Genomic DNA, 17889 nt, shown 5'->3' with positions numbered 1-17889 from the left:
TATACCTTCCTATAAAGTTAACAATAAATTATCTTTTATAACTTATATCCCTTAACTTTTTGCTGTTGGTATTTTAATTCGCAAGCTGAACAGCGTTGCTGAGTAGGGCATTCAAATAGTTCTTCGGCAGATAGCTCTATTTCACAATCTGAGCATAACCCGTATAAACCAAGTTCAATACCCTGTAGTGCAGCATCAATGCTCTTTATTTGCATTTTATAAATATTAAGAGAGTGGCTTTCACTATGCACTAAACTTTCAATTAACAAATCAGCATTCATTGCATCAACTTTGTTAACAAGCTCATTCAAGTAAGGTTTTGAAGAGACTGCAAGGCGAGTTTTTACCTTTTCTTTCACTTGTGAAAATTCAGCAAGTAAATGCGTTTTTAATTGTTGTTGTTGTTCTGAAGTGATGGATTGCATAACTGATGCCTCATTATTATGATGATATTTTATAATAATGAGGATGTGATTAAAGTTATTGATTTATATCAAAATTATATACGTTAATAATTATCAAGCAAATGTTTACAGGGTTACCATTTTTGTTTGTCGGCAAATAATCTTTCTAGGTCTTTCTTTTTACTATCTTCTTTTTTGTTCTGTTGTTGATTATCCATAGCAGCATTTTGCTCACTGGTTAAATAAGAAGAAACTTCAGTTTTTACATTTTCTAATAATGCTTGTTTATTCTCTAAATCATTATCTTTGTGTGGAATATTACTTAAGATCTTGAGAATCTTGTCAGTCATTTGTCTTGCTGTATTATATTGTTTTTGATTTTTTGCATCATTAATACGTTTAATACTGATTTCGATATTAATTTTTAACTGCATCATTTCTAGCTGTTGGTTCTCAGAAACAAATAGGTCTGTATTAATTTTTTGTTTTGCATGCTCAGATCGCAACACTGCACGTATTTTTTTAGTCGCTTGTACCAATGCTAAGGCATCTTTATCATTCGGCGGTACTTGTAAACTGCTTGGTGATGGTGCGACATAATTTTCTTTGATTTGTTTTATTTGCGCTTCAGTATCAGCAAAGTGTTCTCTGTAGCTGGCAGTGGTTGGCGATATATTAATCATGATATATAAGGCATTACGAATTCTATTTTTTAGAATTAATAATAACGCTTTACTGAACGGAATTTTAGTTGAAAACAACAACAATTCGTCAACTTCTGTAATAGTGGCGTGCTGTTTGGAAACCGAGATACGTCGCTCTGTTTCCGCTTTTTGTTTGTATTGTTGAATGATGTTATAACCGATCATAACAATCAATAATAAACCGACTAAAGATATAATTAATGGATACAAGTTAGATGCTCTTTTATATGATTAAAGTAAAGCAGGGTATCTTAAACTGACCATGCCATTAAAAAATTAAGGTAATCGTAAAGTGAATATACTGCCACTTTGTTCAGGTTTATTGGTCAAAGTAATATTCCCAGACAGAGCTTTAAGCTTATGGGCTGCAGCGATTTTTTTAGCAAATAGTAAACCCAATCCACTTCGCCCTTTATTTGCATTAAATGATGCAAACTCATCATCATTCACATTCAACATATAATGCGGGTATCCTTCGCCATCATCTTCTATTTCAAATATTAAATAGGGATCTTGATGATGGGCTGAAATAATGACTTCACTTTTTGCATGACGTAATGCATTAATTAAAATATCACTTAATAAATAACTGATTAAGTCAACATCATAATAGCCGTATAGGTTATTTTCAACTTTAACACTTAACTTGATATGATGACTGTTTAAATATAAGCGATTGCGCTCCAATACATCTGTTAATAATTCATTTACTGAATTTTCTTCAATTAATACAGGTAACTGTTTTCGCTCATCCCTATATAGAGCCAACAATTGCATCAAGGTACTGTTAATACGTGATGTTTGATAATGTAAGTTAGATACTGATTTATGTTGCAGACTCGTCAAATTGTCTGCTAGATCTAAATCTTCAATCGATTGCAACACCATTGCCAGTGAGTTTTTCATATCGTGTATGCTAGTAGCTAATATAGTACTGAAATCAAGTTGATCAGTATTTTTCATTATTTCTCCATCAGCGTAAATGCTATGTACCTCATTCTAACTATAAAAATGCGAAGGTGTTAGCATTGCTTTTATTTGCTCGCCTTTTAGAAAATAGTTGAATATTTATTGTTTTGTATCATTTTAAGAGCGATTTAGACACTTTGATTACTTTTATACAGGTATAGTGCTATGTGTTAAAAGTATGACTTTGTAAATTTTAGAAGTCTGATAGAATAAAATGGAATAAGCATTAACCTAAACATAAGCTGATAACATTATGAAATTGCAACAATTACGTTACATTGTCGAAGTACTCAATCATAACCTAAATGTATCTGCCACCGCTGAGAACCTTTTTACTTCTCAGCCTGGTATCAGTAAACAGGTTAGAATGCTGGAAGATGAACTAGGGATTCAAATTTTTGAACGTAGCGGTAAACACTTAACTAAAGTGACCCCTGCAGGGCAGGAAATAATACGTTATTCAACTGAGATTTTAGGTAAAGTTGAAAGTATTAAAGCGGTAGCCAACCAATACACTATGCCAGATCAAGGTAAGTTAAATATTGCTACGACTCATACGCAAGCTCGCTACGCTTTACCTGAAGTGATTAATGGTTTTATTAAACGCTACCCGAAAGTGTCTTTACATATGCACCAAGGTACGCCAACGCAAATAAGTGAATCCGTTGTAAAAGGGAAAACAGACTTTGCAATTGCTACCGAAGCTTTACATTTGTATCAAGACTTGATCATGTTGCCGTGTTATCACTGGAATCGCTCGGTAATTGTGCCTAAAGACCATCCTTTAGCGAAAATTGAAAAACTGTCAATCGATGATATTGCTGAACACCCGATTGTTACTTATATCTTTGGTTTTACTGGTCGATCTGAATTAGATGAAGCTTTTAACGCTGCTGGTTACAAACCTAATGTAGTGTTTACTGCAACCGATGCAGATGTGATTAAAACTTATGTTCGTCTTGGCTTAGGTGTGGGTGTTATTGCAACAATGGCTATTAATGAAGATGATGATTTTTGTGTGTTAGATGCCAGTCATATCTTTAAGTCTAGTTTAACCAGTATTGGGTTTAGAAAGGGCTCTTTCTTACGTGATTATATGTATGATTTTATGGTTCGTTTTGCCCCACATTTAACTCGTCCTTTGGTGGAAAAAGCAATACAACTTAAATACACCGCGGAAGTGAATAAACTGTTTGAAGATATAGAATTACCGACCAGGTAAGGTTAGAACAACAATATTATATTCTGTCACAAAAGACATTAAACAAAAAACCAACTTTTACAGTTGGTTTTTTATTGTCTGAATGCTTGCTATTACTTTTTGTAAATTATTGATTCAATGAAGCCAAGAGAGGTAATATTTTACTGACTTTATCAAAACACTCTTTGTATTCACTCTGAGCATTCGAATCCGCTACAATGCCTCCGCCTGCCCAACAATAAATTTTTTGCTGATGACATACTAAGGTACGAATCGTAATACTGCTGTCCATATCCCCGTTACCATTAATATATGCGATACTGCCACAGTAGATTTGACGTTGAAATTTTTCTAATTCACATATCACTTCCATGGAGCGGATTTTAGGAGCGCCAGTGATAGAACCTCCCGGGAAACAGGCCCTGAGTAAATCTTCCGTAGTATATTGCTCTGCTAATTTACCTGTTACTGTGCTGACTAAGTGATGTACTGCTGGGAAACTTTCTATATCAAATAATTTAGGCACAGCAACGCTGCCAGCTTCACTTACACGACCTATATCGTTACGCAATAGATCCACAATCATTAAGTTTTCAGCTTGATCTTTTTCTGAGTTGATTAGCTTTTGCTTGTTGGCTAAATCTTCAGCTTGGCTCAAGCTTCTAGGCATAGTGCCTTTAATCGGTTTTGTTTGGATAATTTGATTTTTTAATAATAAAAAACGCTCAGGAGAAACTGAAATAATGGTTTGATCGGGTAATACAAAGAAAGCGGCAAAGGGCGGTTTATTATCTTGCAATAATGCTTGGTACGCTTGATATTCACTGCCTACATAAGGTGCCTGGAAACGTTGTGCTAAATTGACTTGGTAACAATCACCACTAAGTATATATTCTTGAACTTGATTGAATGCCGCTTGATACTGCTCTTCAGAGGTGTTCGCTTGCCACGCTTCTGTTAATTTGAAATCAAATTCGGTGGTAGACTGCTTAATAAGTAAATTACTTAACCATTGAAAACGTGTCTCCCATAATATATCAAGCTGTTCAGTTCGGTTTTTACTGCGATGCTGCATTAAATAAAATTGGTCATCGTGTACATTGTGCAAAATTGCCCAGTCATAAAAACCACAGTGGAATGCCCCTATGTCTAGACCTGTATTTTTTGATGTTTTATGTAAAGATTCAAATAACTCACCCATTTCATAACTATATGCTGCAATTGCGCCACCATGGAAAGGAAAGTCATTATCAGTTTCTGCATGGAAAAATGCTTGTCGGATAGCTGTTTGCGCAGTTAAGGGGTCTTTTCCCATGTCCTTATAACTATTTAATAAACAGTCATGGAATAATGTCCCATCAGTTGATTCTGTTAATGTCGCGATAGGATCACTGGTGAAAATAGACCAGTTGCTGTCAACATGATCAACACTGCTTGATTCTAAAAATACAGTCCATTGTGCAGCGGATAGCTCGGACTTAATGATATTGATTATCTTTACGGGAAAAGATAGCGGTTTTATTACGGTATTATCTGATATATAAGTCATTTTTTCGTATTTAGGCAACATTTTTGTAACAAAAAATTAGGCGGTTGAGGCCAATAATATTACCATTGTTTTTATAAACTGTTTACTAATTACTGGGAGCGACTGATGACAGTCATTAAAGAGCTTGATTTCATTAATAGTGTAAAAAATTCATTACAATTCATTTCTTATTATCATCCACTAGATTTTATCCAAGCGATGGATAAAGCTTATCAAGCAGAGCAGAATCCTGCTGCTAAAGATGCCATAGCACAAATTCTTATTAATTCTCGTATGTCAGCAGAAGGGAAGCGCCCAATTTGTCAGGATACTGGCATCGTAACTGTATTTGTAAAAATTGGTATGAAAGTTACTTTCGATACAGAATTAACGGTTCAAGAGCTTGTTGATGAAGGGGTTCGTCAAGCTTACAACGACCAGACAAATCCTTTACGTGCGTCGATTGTTGCTGACCCAGCTGGGGCTCGTAAGAACACTAAAGACAATACACCTTCTGTTGTACATGTTGAAATGGTTAAAGGTAATAAAGTTGAAGTGATGGTCGCTGCAAAAGGCGGTGGCTCTGAAAACAAATCTAAAATGGCCATGTTAAATCCGTCAGACTCTATTGAAGATTGGATTGAAAAAACATTACCAACAATGGGGGCAGGTTGGTGTCCGCCGGGTATGCTTGGAATAGGTATTGGAGGAACGACAGAAAAAGCTGCAGTAATGGCAAAAGAATCGCTAATGGAACCTGTAGATATTTTTGAATTACAAGAAAAAGCAAAATCCGACCCAGACTCGTTAAATACTGATGAAAAACTTCGTTTAGAGATTTACAAGCGTGTCAATAATTTAGGTATCGGGGCACAAGGGCTAGGTGGTTTAACAACTGTCTTAGACATTAAAATTAAAAGTTGCCCAACTCATGCTGCGTCTAAACCTGTTGTGATGATTCCAAACTGTGCAGCTACACGTCATGCTCACTTTACTTTAGATGGCTCAGGTGAAGCTTATCTGACACCGCCATCGTTAGATCAATGGCCAGAAATAACACGGGAAGTCGGTGAGAATGTTAAACGTGTTAACGTCAACAATATAACCAAAGCTGATATGAGTGATTGGAAAAGTGGTGATACTTTATTGTTAACGGGGAAAATTTTAACAGGCCGTGATGCAGCACATAAACGTATTAATGAATTAATCACTAGTGGTAAAGGCTTACCTGAAGGCGTTGACTTTAAAGGGCGCTTTATTTACTACGTTGGACCTGTTGATGCTGTACGTGATGAGGTAGTAGGGCCTGCTGGACCAACTACTGCTACACGTATGGATAAATTCACTGACTTTATGTTAGAGGAAACTGGCTTATTAGGCATGATTGGTAAGTCTGAGCGTGGCCAAAAAACAGTTGATTCGATTGCTAAACATAATTCAGTGTATTTGATGGCCGTCGGTGGTGCTGCATATCTTGTTGCTAAGGCAATCAAAAAATCGCGTGTTGTTGCATTTGCTGATTTAGGAATGGAAGCAATTTACGAATTTGATGTTGAAGACATGCCTGTAACTGTTGCTGTTGATAGTCAAGGAAATAACGTTCATGAGCAAGGTCCTGCGATTTGGAAGGCTAAAATTGCTGAAATAGACAGCAAAATGTCACAATAGTTATTAAATTGATTGCTTGATGAAGTAAGGATGGTATAAAAGCAATCAAATTAACTATTTTTCAATATCAACAAAGGAATAAGTATGTTTGAACAAGTGAGTATGGCACCTGCAGATCCTATCTTAGGCTTAACAGATGCATTCAAAAAAGATAGTCGTGAAGATAAAATCAACCTAGGTGTTGGTATTTACAAAAATGAGATGGGTCAAACACCTATTTTAGCGACTGTTAAAGAAGCTGAAAAACGTTTACTTGCTGAAGAAACTACCAAAAGCTACCTGACCATTGAAGGTATTGCTGCTTACGGTGAAGCTGTTCAAACTTTATTATTCGGCAAAAATGCTGAAATCATTACGTCAAAACGTGCTCGTACAGCGCAAGTACCAGGTGGTACTGGTGCATTACGTACAGGTGCAGACTTTGCTGTGCAGAAATTAGGTATCAAGAAAATTTGGGTGAGCAATCCAACTTGGGCTAACCACGGTAATGTTTTCAAAACATCAGGTCTTGAAGTAGTGACTTACGACTACTACAATGCTGAAACTAAAGATCTTGATTTTGATGCGATGATTGCCTCACTTCAATCTGTTGAAGCCGGCGATATGGTCTTATTCCACGGTTGTTGTCATAACCCAACGGGTATTGATCCTACTCCTGAACAATGGGAAATTTTAGCGAAACTCGTTGCTGAATTAGGTGCTATACCATTCTTTGATTTCGCATATCAAGGTTTTGGTAATGGTGTTGAAGAAGATGCTCAAGGTTTACGAGTATTTGCTGAATACAACAAAGAGTTATTAATTGCCAATTCATTCTCTAAAAACTTTGGTTTATACAATGAACGTGTTGGTGGTATTACTTTGGTAGCTGAAGATAGCGACATCGCTGATGCAGCATTTAGCCAAATTAAAGCGGGTATTCGTTCTAACTACTCTAACCCACCATCACATGGTGCTGCGATTGTAACAACTATTCTTAATGATGCAGTTTTATATGAGCAATGGGTTCAAGAAGTTGCTGATATGCGTAACCGTATTCAAGAGATGCGTGATCTGTTTGTAGCTACATTGAAAGAGAAAGGTGTTGAAGGTGACTTTAGCTTTATTAGTCGTCAATTAGGTATGTTCTCATTCTCTGGTTTAACGGTTGATCAAGTAAATCGCTTAAAAGAAGAGTATGCTGTTTATATCGTAGGCTCTGGACGTATTTCTGTAGCTGGTATGACTAAAAACAACATGCAACCTTTGTGTGATGCATTAGCTAAAGTTATTTAATATCTAATTAAATAGTTGAATTTTTAAACCTTAATGAGTAATCATTAAGGTTTAATTATATTTATTACATTAACTTTAATAAACTGTTTAAGGTTAATTTAATTGATATATAACCGAGTCTATATCTAACTTTGTATTGTATTTATTAATGGTTTACTGTGACCATAGTGTAACGTAAAACAATACGAACTGAGACTGGTAACACATGATAGAGAGCTATGAGTAAAAAAATTAATCAAAGTCTTTCATTTTTAACAAAATTGAAAAAACTGCCTGTTACTGCAAGTGATATTAAATGTTTGCTAACGACAGAAGCATTTAAAACTGAATTATTTGCACAAATCAATAACGCAACTCAGCGTATCTATATTGCTGCTTTATATCTTGAAGCTGACCAAGCTGGTGAAGAAGTCTTAGCGGCTTTATACCAAGCGAAACAAAACCATCCTAATTTAGATATTACCGTGTGCATCGATTTTCATCGGGCTCAACGTGGTTTGATCGGTGCTGCAAAAGGGGGGGATACCAATACTACTTGGTATCAGAAAATGGCAGAGATAAATGGCCAGGGTGTTAAGATTGTTGGTTTGCCAGTAAAACGTAAAGAATTGTTTGGAGTTCAGCACTTAAAAGGCTTTATTTTCGATGATTTAGTTTTTTATAGCGGTGCAAGTATTAACAACATCTATTTACATCAACAAGAGCGTTATCGTTTTGATCGTTACTGGCTGATTAAAGATAAAGCGCTAGCGGATACTATGGTGGATTACTTGAAACAGGTGATCGTAAATAGTGAGGCAGTGGTTCAACTAAATTCTCCCTATGTTCCACGCTTTAATGAACTGAAAAAAGAACACAAAAACTTAAGCAGGAATTTAAAGTTATCAGGTTATCATTTTGATCCTGAAACAACTGATTGTGTTGCTATTAGACCGCTTACTGGAATAGGCACTAAGAAAAATTTATTAAATAAAGTCATTCGCGCTATTTTCCATTCTACCGAGCAGGAATTAATTCTGTTCACTCCTTACTTTAATTTGCCGACGGCATTGTCTCGCGATATTTCTTCATTACTAAAACGTAAAGTCAAAATAACTATTGTAGTAGGGGACAAAACGGCCAACGACTTTTATATTCCTGAAGATAAACCATTTAAAACCATTGCGGCTTTACCATATTTATATGAAGTTAATTTGCGTAACTTTGCTAAAAAACATCACACGTCTATTTTACAAGGCAATCTCAAGATACATTTGTGGAAACATGACTCCAATAGTTTTCACCTAAAAGGTATTTACTCCGACCAGCGTTTTTCTTTATTAACTGGGCATAATTTAAATCCTAGAGCGTGGCGTTTGGACCTTGAAAATGGTTTGCTGATTGATGACCCTAAAAAACAGTTGAGTGAACAGATACATACGGAATTAGATAATATACTGGTTCACACTCGTTTAATTGAGAGTTACCAAGATATTGATGATATGGCTACTTATCCAGACAAAGTTAAACAGCTTATTTCTCGACTGAAACGTGTTAAAGCAGATCGAATAATTAAAGGTATTATTTAGCCTGGCTATTCAGCGAATCATGACAGCTTATCATTTTTCAAAAGATGAGCTACAGTGATCGATAGATACACCGAATACTTGGATTAAGTATTCGGGATATTTCAATCTAATTACACTCCATTATATTATTTTGTTTGTAATTCCTCATAACAGTCTATCCTCGCTTCACAAGAGATCTAGGTTATTGTTCAAATAGATTGTTTTTTATCTTTATCAATCTATTTTCGTATTTGACAACAAAAATAATGTACATATTTTTTAAATAGTATGGTTTTTAATCACCCAAGTAAAAACTGTTGACTATTTAAGCGCTTAGATATAAAATAACTAATTATCTATTGAATTATATCGGGGCTTACGTATAATCCCTCGCATCAAGTCAAGGCTTGATGCAGTGACAATGGTAGGCCTCTTGGTTTCTCGCATTGATAACTTATTAACCTGGTCAGAGCCGGAAGGCAGCAGCCATAGTAGGTGATTCAAGTGCCGAGAGTTTGCTGGGAGGTCTACCACCCAATCACTCAACCCCCTGTAAAAAGCAACATTTATGACTCAATACAATTCCCAGTTTGATACATCGCTTAAAGCAAAACATTTTTTACCAAAGTATTGGGGAACATGGAGCTTACTCGCATTATTATTTATCTGTAGTTATATACCTGTTAGTATTCGAGATCGTTTTGCTTCTTGGTGCGCAGATAAACTTTATTCTGCAAAATTTTTACAAAAGCGTAAAAAAATCGCCTTTACTAATATTGGCCTGTGTTTCCCCGAGTATTCAGAGTCAGATAAAGATGCGTTAATGAAGAAGAACTTTCGTTCTATGGCGCAAATTGCTTTGTCACTGGGTGAGATTGCATTTCGTAGTCAATCTTTTCTTCATAAGCGCATTAATTTCATCGGTGAGCACTTTGTAAAAGAAGCAGAGCAAGCTGGAAATGCGATTATTTTTTTAGCACCTCATTGTTATGGCCTTGATTTCGCTGGTGTTGCTGCGATATCTGCAAGAGGCTACCCTTTATCAAGTATGTTTAAAGATTATAAAAATCCAATATTTGATTGGTTTGTTACAAATTACAGAACACGTTTTAGCCGTTTACACGAAAAGGGCACTTTATATCACCGAAGTGAAGGCTTGAAGCCCTGCATCAAAAGCTTAAGAGATAAAGCACACTTCTATTATTTGCCAGATGAAGATCATGGTCGCGAAAGTAGTGTGTTTTCCCCCTTTTTTGCTACAGAAAAAGCGACATTGCCTGTGATTGGGCGTTTGGCTAAATTAGGAAAAGCCGTGGTTATTCCTACTTATACTTCATATAATGCAAAAACAGGTAAGATTGATGTTATCTGTCACTCACCATTAAACAACATTCCAAGTGGCTGCGAACAGCATGATACAGATTTAATGAATCAAGCTATTGAGCGTGTTATTGCAGAAAATAAAGCGCAATATATGTGGACGTTAAAGTTACTCAAAACTAGACCCGAAGAAGGGCAGAGTATCTATTAACGTTTGTTATCATTGGTGAATGACATTATTAATATTCACCAATGAATAAGTATTTTTACTGTGCGTTAAAACGTTGTCCAGTAACTTCTGAGCTATCATCGCCTAATAGGTAAAGATAGGTATCTAAAATCTCTTCCGGTGTCTTCAAACGCTTTACATCTTCCTCTGGATACGCACTAGCGCGCATAGATGTTCTTGTTCCACCTGGATTAACAGCATTAAAACGCATTACAGTGTCCGAATATTCATCTGCAAGTACCTGCATCATGCCTTCTGTAGCAAACTTCGATACACTGTAAGTTCCCCATAATGCTCGCCCTTTATGACCAACACTTGAGGTAGTAAAAATAGTGCTCGCACTCGGTGCTGCCTGTAATAGCGGTAGTAAGTATTTGGTCAGGAGAAATGCTGCATTAACGTTGGTTTGCATGACTTCATGCCAAGTCTGATTATCTATCTCAGTAAATTTACAAAGCTTGCCAAGTTGGCTCGCGTTATGAACCAAACCATCTAAATTAATGTAGTCCTTAGTTAATTGATTCGCTAAATTAACATATTGCTCTTCAGTGGCATCATTAAGGTCTAGTTGTATCGTTTTAGCTGGTTGTTTATTTAATTGTGCAATCTGTTGAGCTACAGAATCTAATTTACTGTAAGTTCTACCTAATAACACCAGATTAGCGCCTAAGTCTGCACATTTTATGGCTAAGGCCTTACCAATACCATCTCCGGCACCTGTAATAAGAATTGTTTTATTATCTAATAAGTTAGTAGGGGCATTGTAGTCCATAACCGTTTCTCTGTTTGTAAAAAAATCGATCATATCGTTTTTTTTAAAAAAAGGCTTAAACTCTTTTGTAGGTTGCGACATTTTTTGTCATTATGAGCGAATTATTTTATAACGAGGAATTATTTTGGAATATTTAATGCAGTATGGGCTATTTTTAGCCAAAGCAGTTACGTTTGTGATCACTATTGTTGCAATTTTAATTGCTGTGATAGCTTTGACTAGCAAACAAAAAGCTAAAAAAGGTGAGTTGGAATTAACTGATCTTTCTGAACAAATTAATGAGACAAAAAAATCTATTTCAGAACAGCTATTAAGCCCTGTACAACTTAAAGCAAAACATAAAGAAGATAAAAAACGCAAAAAAGAAAAAACTAAAAAAGATAAAGCAGAAGCTAAGGAAGCAACTAAGGTTGAGTCTCAATCTCAACTTTACGTAATTGATTTTAAAGGTAGTATTGATGCTAAAGAGGTATCTTCTCTACGTGAAGAGGTGACTGCGATTATCAGTGTCGCCACTGAGAAAGATGAAGTCTTCGTACGTTTAGAAAGTGGCGGTGGTATGGTACACGGTTACGGACTAGCTGCATCACAATTACAACGATTAAAAGACAAAAATATCCCGCTAACAATTTCTGTTGATAAAGTCGCTGCAAGTGGTGGTTACATGATGGCGTGTGTTGCTGACAAAATTATTGCTGCTCCATTTTCAATTATTGGTTCAATTGGTGTTATCGCACAAATTCCAAATTTCAATAAAGTGTTAAAAAAACATGATGTTGAATTCGAACAATTAACTGCAGGACAATATAAACGTACGTTAACTATGTTTGGTGAAAACGATGAATTGGGACGTGAAAAATTCAAACAAGAGCTGGAAGAAACACATCAATTATTCAAACATTTTGTCAGTGAGCACCGCACGCAATTAGATATTGATAAAGTGGCAACAGGTGAACATTGGTATGGCTCACAAGCCTTTGATTTACAATTAATTGATAAAGTACAAACCAGTGATGATTACTTACTTGATCAATTCGAAGATAAACATATAGTACAAGTGCGTTACCAAAAAAGTAAAAAACTTGCTGAAAAGATCGGCAAAAGTGTAGCAGCCTCTGTACAAACAAGTTTAATGACAATTATGCAAACTAATATTTCAAGAATGTTTAAGTAACGTTTTGATTAAAAATATGTTAAAAAGCCGGCTATTATTCAAGTCGGCTTTTTATTACCTATATTTTAAAAATATAAAAAATAGGTTGCTATTCGTCAAAACTTTGGATTATATAAAAAAGAGAAACTCAATGGACGAGTTAACATTCTTTCTAACACAGACTATATATTAGGTATCAAAGCAATATGAGCAAATCTCTGGTTATCGTGGAATCACCTGCCAAAGCAAAAACAATCAATAAATATTTAGGTAAAGATTTTATTGTTAAATCGAGTGTTGGACATGTTCGTGACCTACCAACAAGTGGTAGTGCGAAAAAATCAATCGATGCAAAAAAGAAAAAATCTTTAGCTGGTTTAACCCCTGCTCAAAAAGCGAAAGAGACAGCAAAACGTACACAAGCTGCACTAGTAACAAGAATGGGTATTGACCCAAAAAATAATTGGGCTGCTAATTATGAAATCTTACCTGGTAAAGAAAAGGTAGTTGATGAATTAAAGAAGTTAGCCGTTGATGCGCCAACTATTTATCTCGCGACCGATTTGGATAGAGAGGGTGAAGCGATTGCATGGCACCTGAAAGAAATTTTAGGTGGCGATGATGATAAATATCAACGCGTTGTATTTAATGAAATTACAGAATCAGCTATTCAAGAAGCATTCAAACACCCAACAGAACTAAATGTTGATGGCGTTAATGCACAACAAACACGTCGATTTTTAGATCGTCTTGTTGGTTTCATGGTGTCTCCTTTGTTATGGAAAAAGGTGGCCAGAGGTTTATCAGCAGGCCGAGTGCAATCCGTAGCAGTAAAGTTACTGGTAGAGCGTGAGCGTTTGATAAAAGCATTTAATCCGGTTGAATATTGGGATTTACATGCACAAACCCTTGCTCAAGATAAAACTGAATTACGTTTAGAAGTATTTAAGCACAATGACAAAACCTTTGCGCCTGTAAACGAACAAGAAACACAAGTTGCGGTTGATGCGTTAAAAGAAGAAACCTTCTTACTAGATGCTCGCGAAGATAAACCGACAAAAAGTAAACCAAGTGCGCCTTTTATCACTTCTACTCTGCAACAGGCAGCGAGCACGCGTTTAGGATTTGGTGTCAAAAAGACCATGATGTTAGCGCAACGTTTATACGAAGCGGGTTACATTACTTATATGCGTACCGATTCTACCAACTTAAGCAAAGATGCTGTGGCTTCTGCACGTGATTTTATTACTAAAGAGTTTGGCGAAAATTATTTACCAGAAGCGCCTGTATCTTATAGTAGTAAAGCCGGTGCACAAGAAGCTCATGAAGCGATACGTCCATCAGATGTGTTACAACGTGCTGAGTTAATTGATGTTACTGATAAAGATGCAAAACGCTTGTATGAACTTATATGGCGTCAATTTTTAGCATGTCAGATGCTACCTGCATTATATGACTCATCTACTTTAGTGATTGCGGCAGGTGATTATAAATTACGTGCTAAAGGCCGTACTTTACGCTTTGCTGGTTGGACAAAAGCACAACCAGTGACCAAGAGTAAAGCAGATGAAGTGCAACTACCCGACTTAAAGGTAGGTGAAGAAGTTAGTTTAGTAGCATTAGATCCGCAACAGCATTTTACTAAGCCACCTGCAAGATTTACTGAAGCGGCCTTGGTTAAAGAGTTAGAAAAGCAGGGCATTGGTCGTCCATCTACTTACGCTAGTATCATTTCAACGATCCAAGATCGTGGTTATGTGAAAGTAGATAAACGTCGTTTCTTTGCAGTGAAAATGGGCGAAATCGTTACTGACCGTCTAACTGAAAACTTTAGTGAGCTCATGAGTTATGACTTTACTGCTGCGATGGAAGAAAATCTTGATGCGATTGCTGAAGGTAAAGCTAACTGGCATAGCGAACTAGATCGTTTTTATAAAGATTTAACAACGCAACTAGATAAAGCTGACTTACCCGAAGAAGATGGCGGTATGCGTCTTAATGATCCTGTCATTATTGATGATGTAGCTTGTCCGACTTGTGATCGTCCAATGGGTATTCGTACCGCGAGTACGGGAGTATTCTTAGGTTGTTCTGGTTATGCATTACCTCCAAAAGAGCGTTGTAAAACCACTATCAACTTAGTTGATGGTGAAGAAGTTGAAGACATTTTAAGCTCTGAAGATTTAGAAACAGCGGCATTAATGGCTAAACATCGTTGTCCTAAATGTGACACTGCGATGGACAGTTACTTGATTGATGAAAAACGTAAGTTACACGTTTGTGGTAACAATCCAATCTGTGATGGTCATATTGTTGAATCTGGTGAGTTTAAGATTAAAGGCTACGATGGTCCAGTTGTTGAATGTGACAAGTGTGGGTCTGATATGCAGCTAAAAGATGGTCGCTTTGGTAAGTATATGGACTGTACTAATGAAGAGTGTAAGAACACGCGTAAGATATTACGTAGTGGTGAAGTCGCTCCGCCAAAAGAAGATCCAGTACACTTGCCTGAATTAGAGTGTGAGCAAAGTGATGCATACTTTATTTTACGTGATGGTGCGGCAGGTATTTTCTTAGCAGCAAGCACTTTCCCTCGTTCGCGAGAGACACGTGCTCCAAAAGTAGCTGAATTAGCACAGTTTAGAGATAGAATTTCTGAAAAATTCTATTACCTAGCTGATGCTCCTCAACAAGACCCAGATGGTAATTTAGCCATTGTGCGTTATAGCCGTAAGAACAAAGAACAATATGTCATGACGGAAATAGACAAAAAAGCAACGGGTTGGACGGCTAAGTTTGTTGATAATAAATGGGTAGAAGAGCTTCCTAAAAAGAAAGTCGCTAAAAAAACCAAAGCGAAAAAGTAGAAAATTAGATCAATCGATAATGGCAGCCTTCGCTGCCATTTTTGTGTGTGATATTTATTGATCACTTTTTCAGCAACCAATGCCGATCTTAATCTGCAACATAAGGTTGTTTGTTTAAATTTTTAAACATTTGTATATACTAGCGTTTTTTAAAAGGATGATCTGAAATGCGCATAGCTTTAGGTATTGAATATGATGGTGCTAACTATTACGGTTGGCAAAGACAAAAAGAAGTAAACTCTGTTCAAGAAGAGCTAGAAAAAGCGTTATCTAATATTGCTAATCATCCTGTTACAGTTAATTGTGCTGGTAGAACCGATGCGGGTGTTCACGGAACGGGGCAAGTTGTACATTTTGACACTGATTCAGAGCGTCAAGTTGGTGCATGGACATTAGGTGTCAATGCTAAATTACCCGATGATATTGCTGTACGTTGGGTTAAAGAAGTTGATGATAGCTTTCATGCAAGGTTCAGTGCCACTGCAAGGCGTTACCGTTACATTATCTACAATGGTGTTTATCGTCCGGGTATTCTAAGTAAAGGTTTAAGCCACTATCATTGTGATTTAGATGCATCAATAATGCATCAAGCAGGTCAATACCTAGTAGGTGAACAAGATTTTACTTCATTTAGAGCATTACATTGTCAGGCTAATAGTCCAATAAGAACTATTGAATATTTAAATGTGTCTCGACATAGTGATTTTATTGTTATTGATATTAAAGCAAATGCTTTCCTGCACCACATGGTACGAAATATCGCAGGTAGTTTGATTGAAATAGGCCAACAGAAACAACCTGTTGATTGGTTACAAACTTTACTGGGTTACAAAGATCGTGCAAAGGCAGCTGCGACTGCGAAGCCGGGTGGTTTATATTTAGTAGAAGTTGATTACCCAGAGCAGTTTGCATTACCAAGACCCGCATGTGGCCCTTTATTCTTAGATATTTAATGTGATAAATACAATGATAACTCCAACAACTAATAACATGTTTTCTGCCGATACACTTAATGAATGGTTAGCACATTTAGAACAATTACACCCGAATGCGATTGAATTAGGCCTAAAGCGAATTACTGAAGTAGGTAAACGTCTTAACTTAATACATTTCGATGCTAAAGTTGTCACCGTTGCAGGTACTAATGGCAAAGGCACCACCTGTGCTTATTTAGAAAAAATATTATTAGATACTGGTTTTAAAGTAGGAGTTTATAGCTCTCCACACATCCATCGTTATAATGAACGCTTACGTATTAATGGACTTGAACTTGATGACCAGGCACATTGTGATGCATTTGCTATCATTGAAAATGCCCGTGAAACCATTTCTCTGAGCTATTTTGAATATGCTACCTTGTCGTGTTTGTATTTATTACAACAGGCAAATTGTGACTATATACTCTTAGAAGTCGGTTTAGGTGGACGTTTAGATGCTACCAATATGGTGGAATCAGATGTAAGTGTCGTCACCACCATAGGCATCGATCATATTGATTGGTTAGGCTGTGATAGAGAAAAAATAGGTTTCGAAAAAGCCGGAGTATTTAGAGCCAATAAACCCGCTATTTGTGGAGAGTTAGATGTACCACAATCGATAATCGATCATGCTCAATCAATCTCTGCACAATTAAAGTTAGCCACAAAAGACTTCGCATTTAAGATGCTAGATGAACAACATTGGTCTTGGACTGGCCAGAAAACATTATCACCAATTAAACAAACTTTGATGCCGATGCAAAATGCATCAACCGCGTTAGCAGTGATTGAAGCGTTAGATATTACGATTGCACCAGAGAAATTAATTGCTTCAGTTGAAAACGCAACATTAGCAGGGCGCTTACAAGCTATTGAAGGATATGGTTGTGACTTTTATATTGATGTTGCACATAACCCTCAATCGGCGCAATATCTAGCAACACAAATAAAGCGCTTAAAACAATTAAAACCAGCATGTTGTAAAGTGCATGCCGTTGTCGGTATGTTATCTGATAAAGATATGACTGCGACATTGTCCGCTATTAATAGTGAAATTAGTGAGTATCATTTCGCAGATTTACATTGTTATCGTGGGGCACCAGCATCATTATTGTTAGAGGCTTATCAAAGCAGTGAGTACAATAACCATAATGTGACCTGTTATGAAAATGTACTGGGCGCGGTCGATAAGGTAGTTCAGAATATCAGTGCATCTGATATAGTCATAGTATTCGGTTCATTCCATACTGTTTCCGATATTTTAACCAAATAGCA

At 36.5% G+C, this 17889-nt stretch carries 14 protein-coding genes and 1 other RNA gene; 10 read left to right on the top strand and 5 right to left on the bottom strand.

What is annotated here, in order from left to right:
* Positions 1-35 precede the first annotated feature (35 nt).
* The 3 genes from AC0L3W_RS05715 to AC0L3W_RS05705 form a co-directional block, all read right to left on the bottom strand.
* Positions 36-425 (bottom strand): hypothetical protein, encoded by a 390-nt coding sequence (locus AC0L3W_RS05715; RefSeq protein ID WP_290038057.1) that lies wholly within the window; start codon positions 423-425, stop codon positions 36-38.
* Between the two features lie 113 nt (positions 426-538).
* A complete protein-coding gene (locus AC0L3W_RS05710; RefSeq protein WP_409439443.1) occupies positions 539-1318 on the bottom strand; it encodes a DNA repair ATPase in 780 nt (259 codons plus the stop codon).
* Between the two features lie 66 nt (positions 1319-1384).
* A complete protein-coding gene (locus AC0L3W_RS05705) occupies positions 1385-2071 on the bottom strand; it encodes a sensor histidine kinase (RefSeq protein WP_409439444.1) in 687 nt (228 codons plus the stop codon).
* Positions 2072-2330: 259 nt separating this feature from the next.
* Here AC0L3W_RS05705 and cysB point away from each other — a divergent pair, with 259 nt between their 5' ends.
* The gene (cysB, locus tag AC0L3W_RS05700) at positions 2331-3299 is read left to right on the top strand and encodes an HTH-type transcriptional regulator CysB (protein ID WP_290038060.1); all 969 of its coding nucleotides are present in this window, start codon (positions 2331-2333) and stop codon (positions 3297-3299) included.
* A 106-nt stretch (positions 3300-3405) separates the two neighbouring features.
* On the opposite strand, the gene pabB is transcribed toward cysB, so the two are convergent.
* A complete protein-coding gene (gene pabB, locus AC0L3W_RS05695) occupies positions 3406-4827 on the bottom strand; it encodes an aminodeoxychorismate synthase component I (RefSeq protein WP_290038061.1) in 1422 nt (473 codons plus the stop codon).
* A 105-nt stretch (positions 4828-4932) separates the two neighbouring features.
* On the opposite strand from pabB, the gene AC0L3W_RS05690 reads away from it, so the two are divergent.
* The 5 genes from AC0L3W_RS05690 (at position 4933) to AC0L3W_RS05670 (ending at position 10827) form a co-directional block, all read left to right on the top strand.
* The gene (locus AC0L3W_RS05690) at positions 4933-6474 is read left to right on the top strand and encodes a fumarate hydratase (RefSeq protein WP_290038062.1); all 1542 of its coding nucleotides are present in this window, start codon (positions 4933-4935) and stop codon (positions 6472-6474) included.
* An 84-nt stretch (positions 6475-6558) separates the two neighbouring features.
* Complete coding sequence (locus AC0L3W_RS05685) at positions 6559-7749, top strand: amino acid aminotransferase (RefSeq protein ID WP_409439445.1); 1191 nt, start codon at positions 6559-6561, stop codon at positions 7747-7749.
* A 218-nt stretch (positions 7750-7967) separates the two neighbouring features.
* Positions 7968-9317 carry a CDP-diacylglycerol--serine O-phosphatidyltransferase gene (gene pssA / locus AC0L3W_RS05680; protein ID WP_290038064.1) on the top strand — a complete coding sequence of 450 codons (1350 nt, stop codon included), beginning with the start codon at positions 7968-7970 and terminating at the stop codon, positions 9315-9317.
* 410 nt (positions 9318-9727) lie between these two features.
* An RNA gene (gene ffs, locus AC0L3W_RS05675) (signal recognition particle sRNA small type) lies at positions 9728-9823 on the top strand.
* Positions 9824-9864: 41 nt separating this feature from the next.
* Positions 9865-10827: an LpxL/LpxP family acyltransferase gene (locus tag AC0L3W_RS05670; RefSeq protein ID WP_409439446.1), complete on the top strand. Its 963-nt coding sequence runs from the start codon at positions 9865-9867 to the stop codon at positions 10825-10827.
* Between the two features lie 55 nt (positions 10828-10882).
* On the opposite strand, the gene AC0L3W_RS05665 is transcribed toward AC0L3W_RS05670, so the two are convergent.
* Entirely contained in the window at positions 10883-11617 is a 735-nt protein-coding gene (locus AC0L3W_RS05665; RefSeq protein WP_290038066.1) for a YciK family oxidoreductase, read from the bottom strand.
* Between the two features lie 124 nt (positions 11618-11741).
* Between AC0L3W_RS05665 and sohB the strand changes: the two genes are divergently transcribed.
* The 4 genes from sohB to folC all read left to right on the top strand — a co-directional run bounded on the left by sohB (position 11742) and on the right by folC (position 17887).
* Positions 11742-12791, top strand: a complete 1050-nt coding sequence (sohB, locus tag AC0L3W_RS05660) for a protease SohB (RefSeq protein WP_409439447.1) — start codon at positions 11742-11744, stop codon at positions 12789-12791.
* 185 nt (positions 12792-12976) lie between these two features.
* Positions 12977-15637 carry a type I DNA topoisomerase gene (topA, locus tag AC0L3W_RS05655; RefSeq protein WP_409439448.1) on the top strand — a complete coding sequence of 887 codons (2661 nt, stop codon included), beginning with the start codon at positions 12977-12979 and terminating at the stop codon, positions 15635-15637.
* A 167-nt stretch (positions 15638-15804) separates the two neighbouring features.
* Positions 15805-16590 carry a tRNA pseudouridine(38-40) synthase TruA gene (truA, locus tag AC0L3W_RS05650; protein ID WP_290038069.1) on the top strand — a complete coding sequence of 262 codons (786 nt, stop codon included), beginning with the start codon at positions 15805-15807 and terminating at the stop codon, positions 16588-16590.
* A 13-nt stretch (positions 16591-16603) separates the two neighbouring features.
* The gene (folC, locus tag AC0L3W_RS05645) at positions 16604-17887 is read left to right on the top strand and encodes a bifunctional tetrahydrofolate synthase/dihydrofolate synthase (protein WP_409439449.1); all 1284 of its coding nucleotides are present in this window, start codon (positions 16604-16606) and stop codon (positions 17885-17887) included.
* The last annotated feature ends 2 nt before the right edge of the window (positions 17888-17889 follow it).

The sequence above is a fragment of the Psychromonas sp. KJ10-5 genome, from assembly GCF_055808325.1.
Note: the sequence above shows the minus strand (reverse complement) of the source record. Positions and strands in the feature narration are given on the sequence as shown.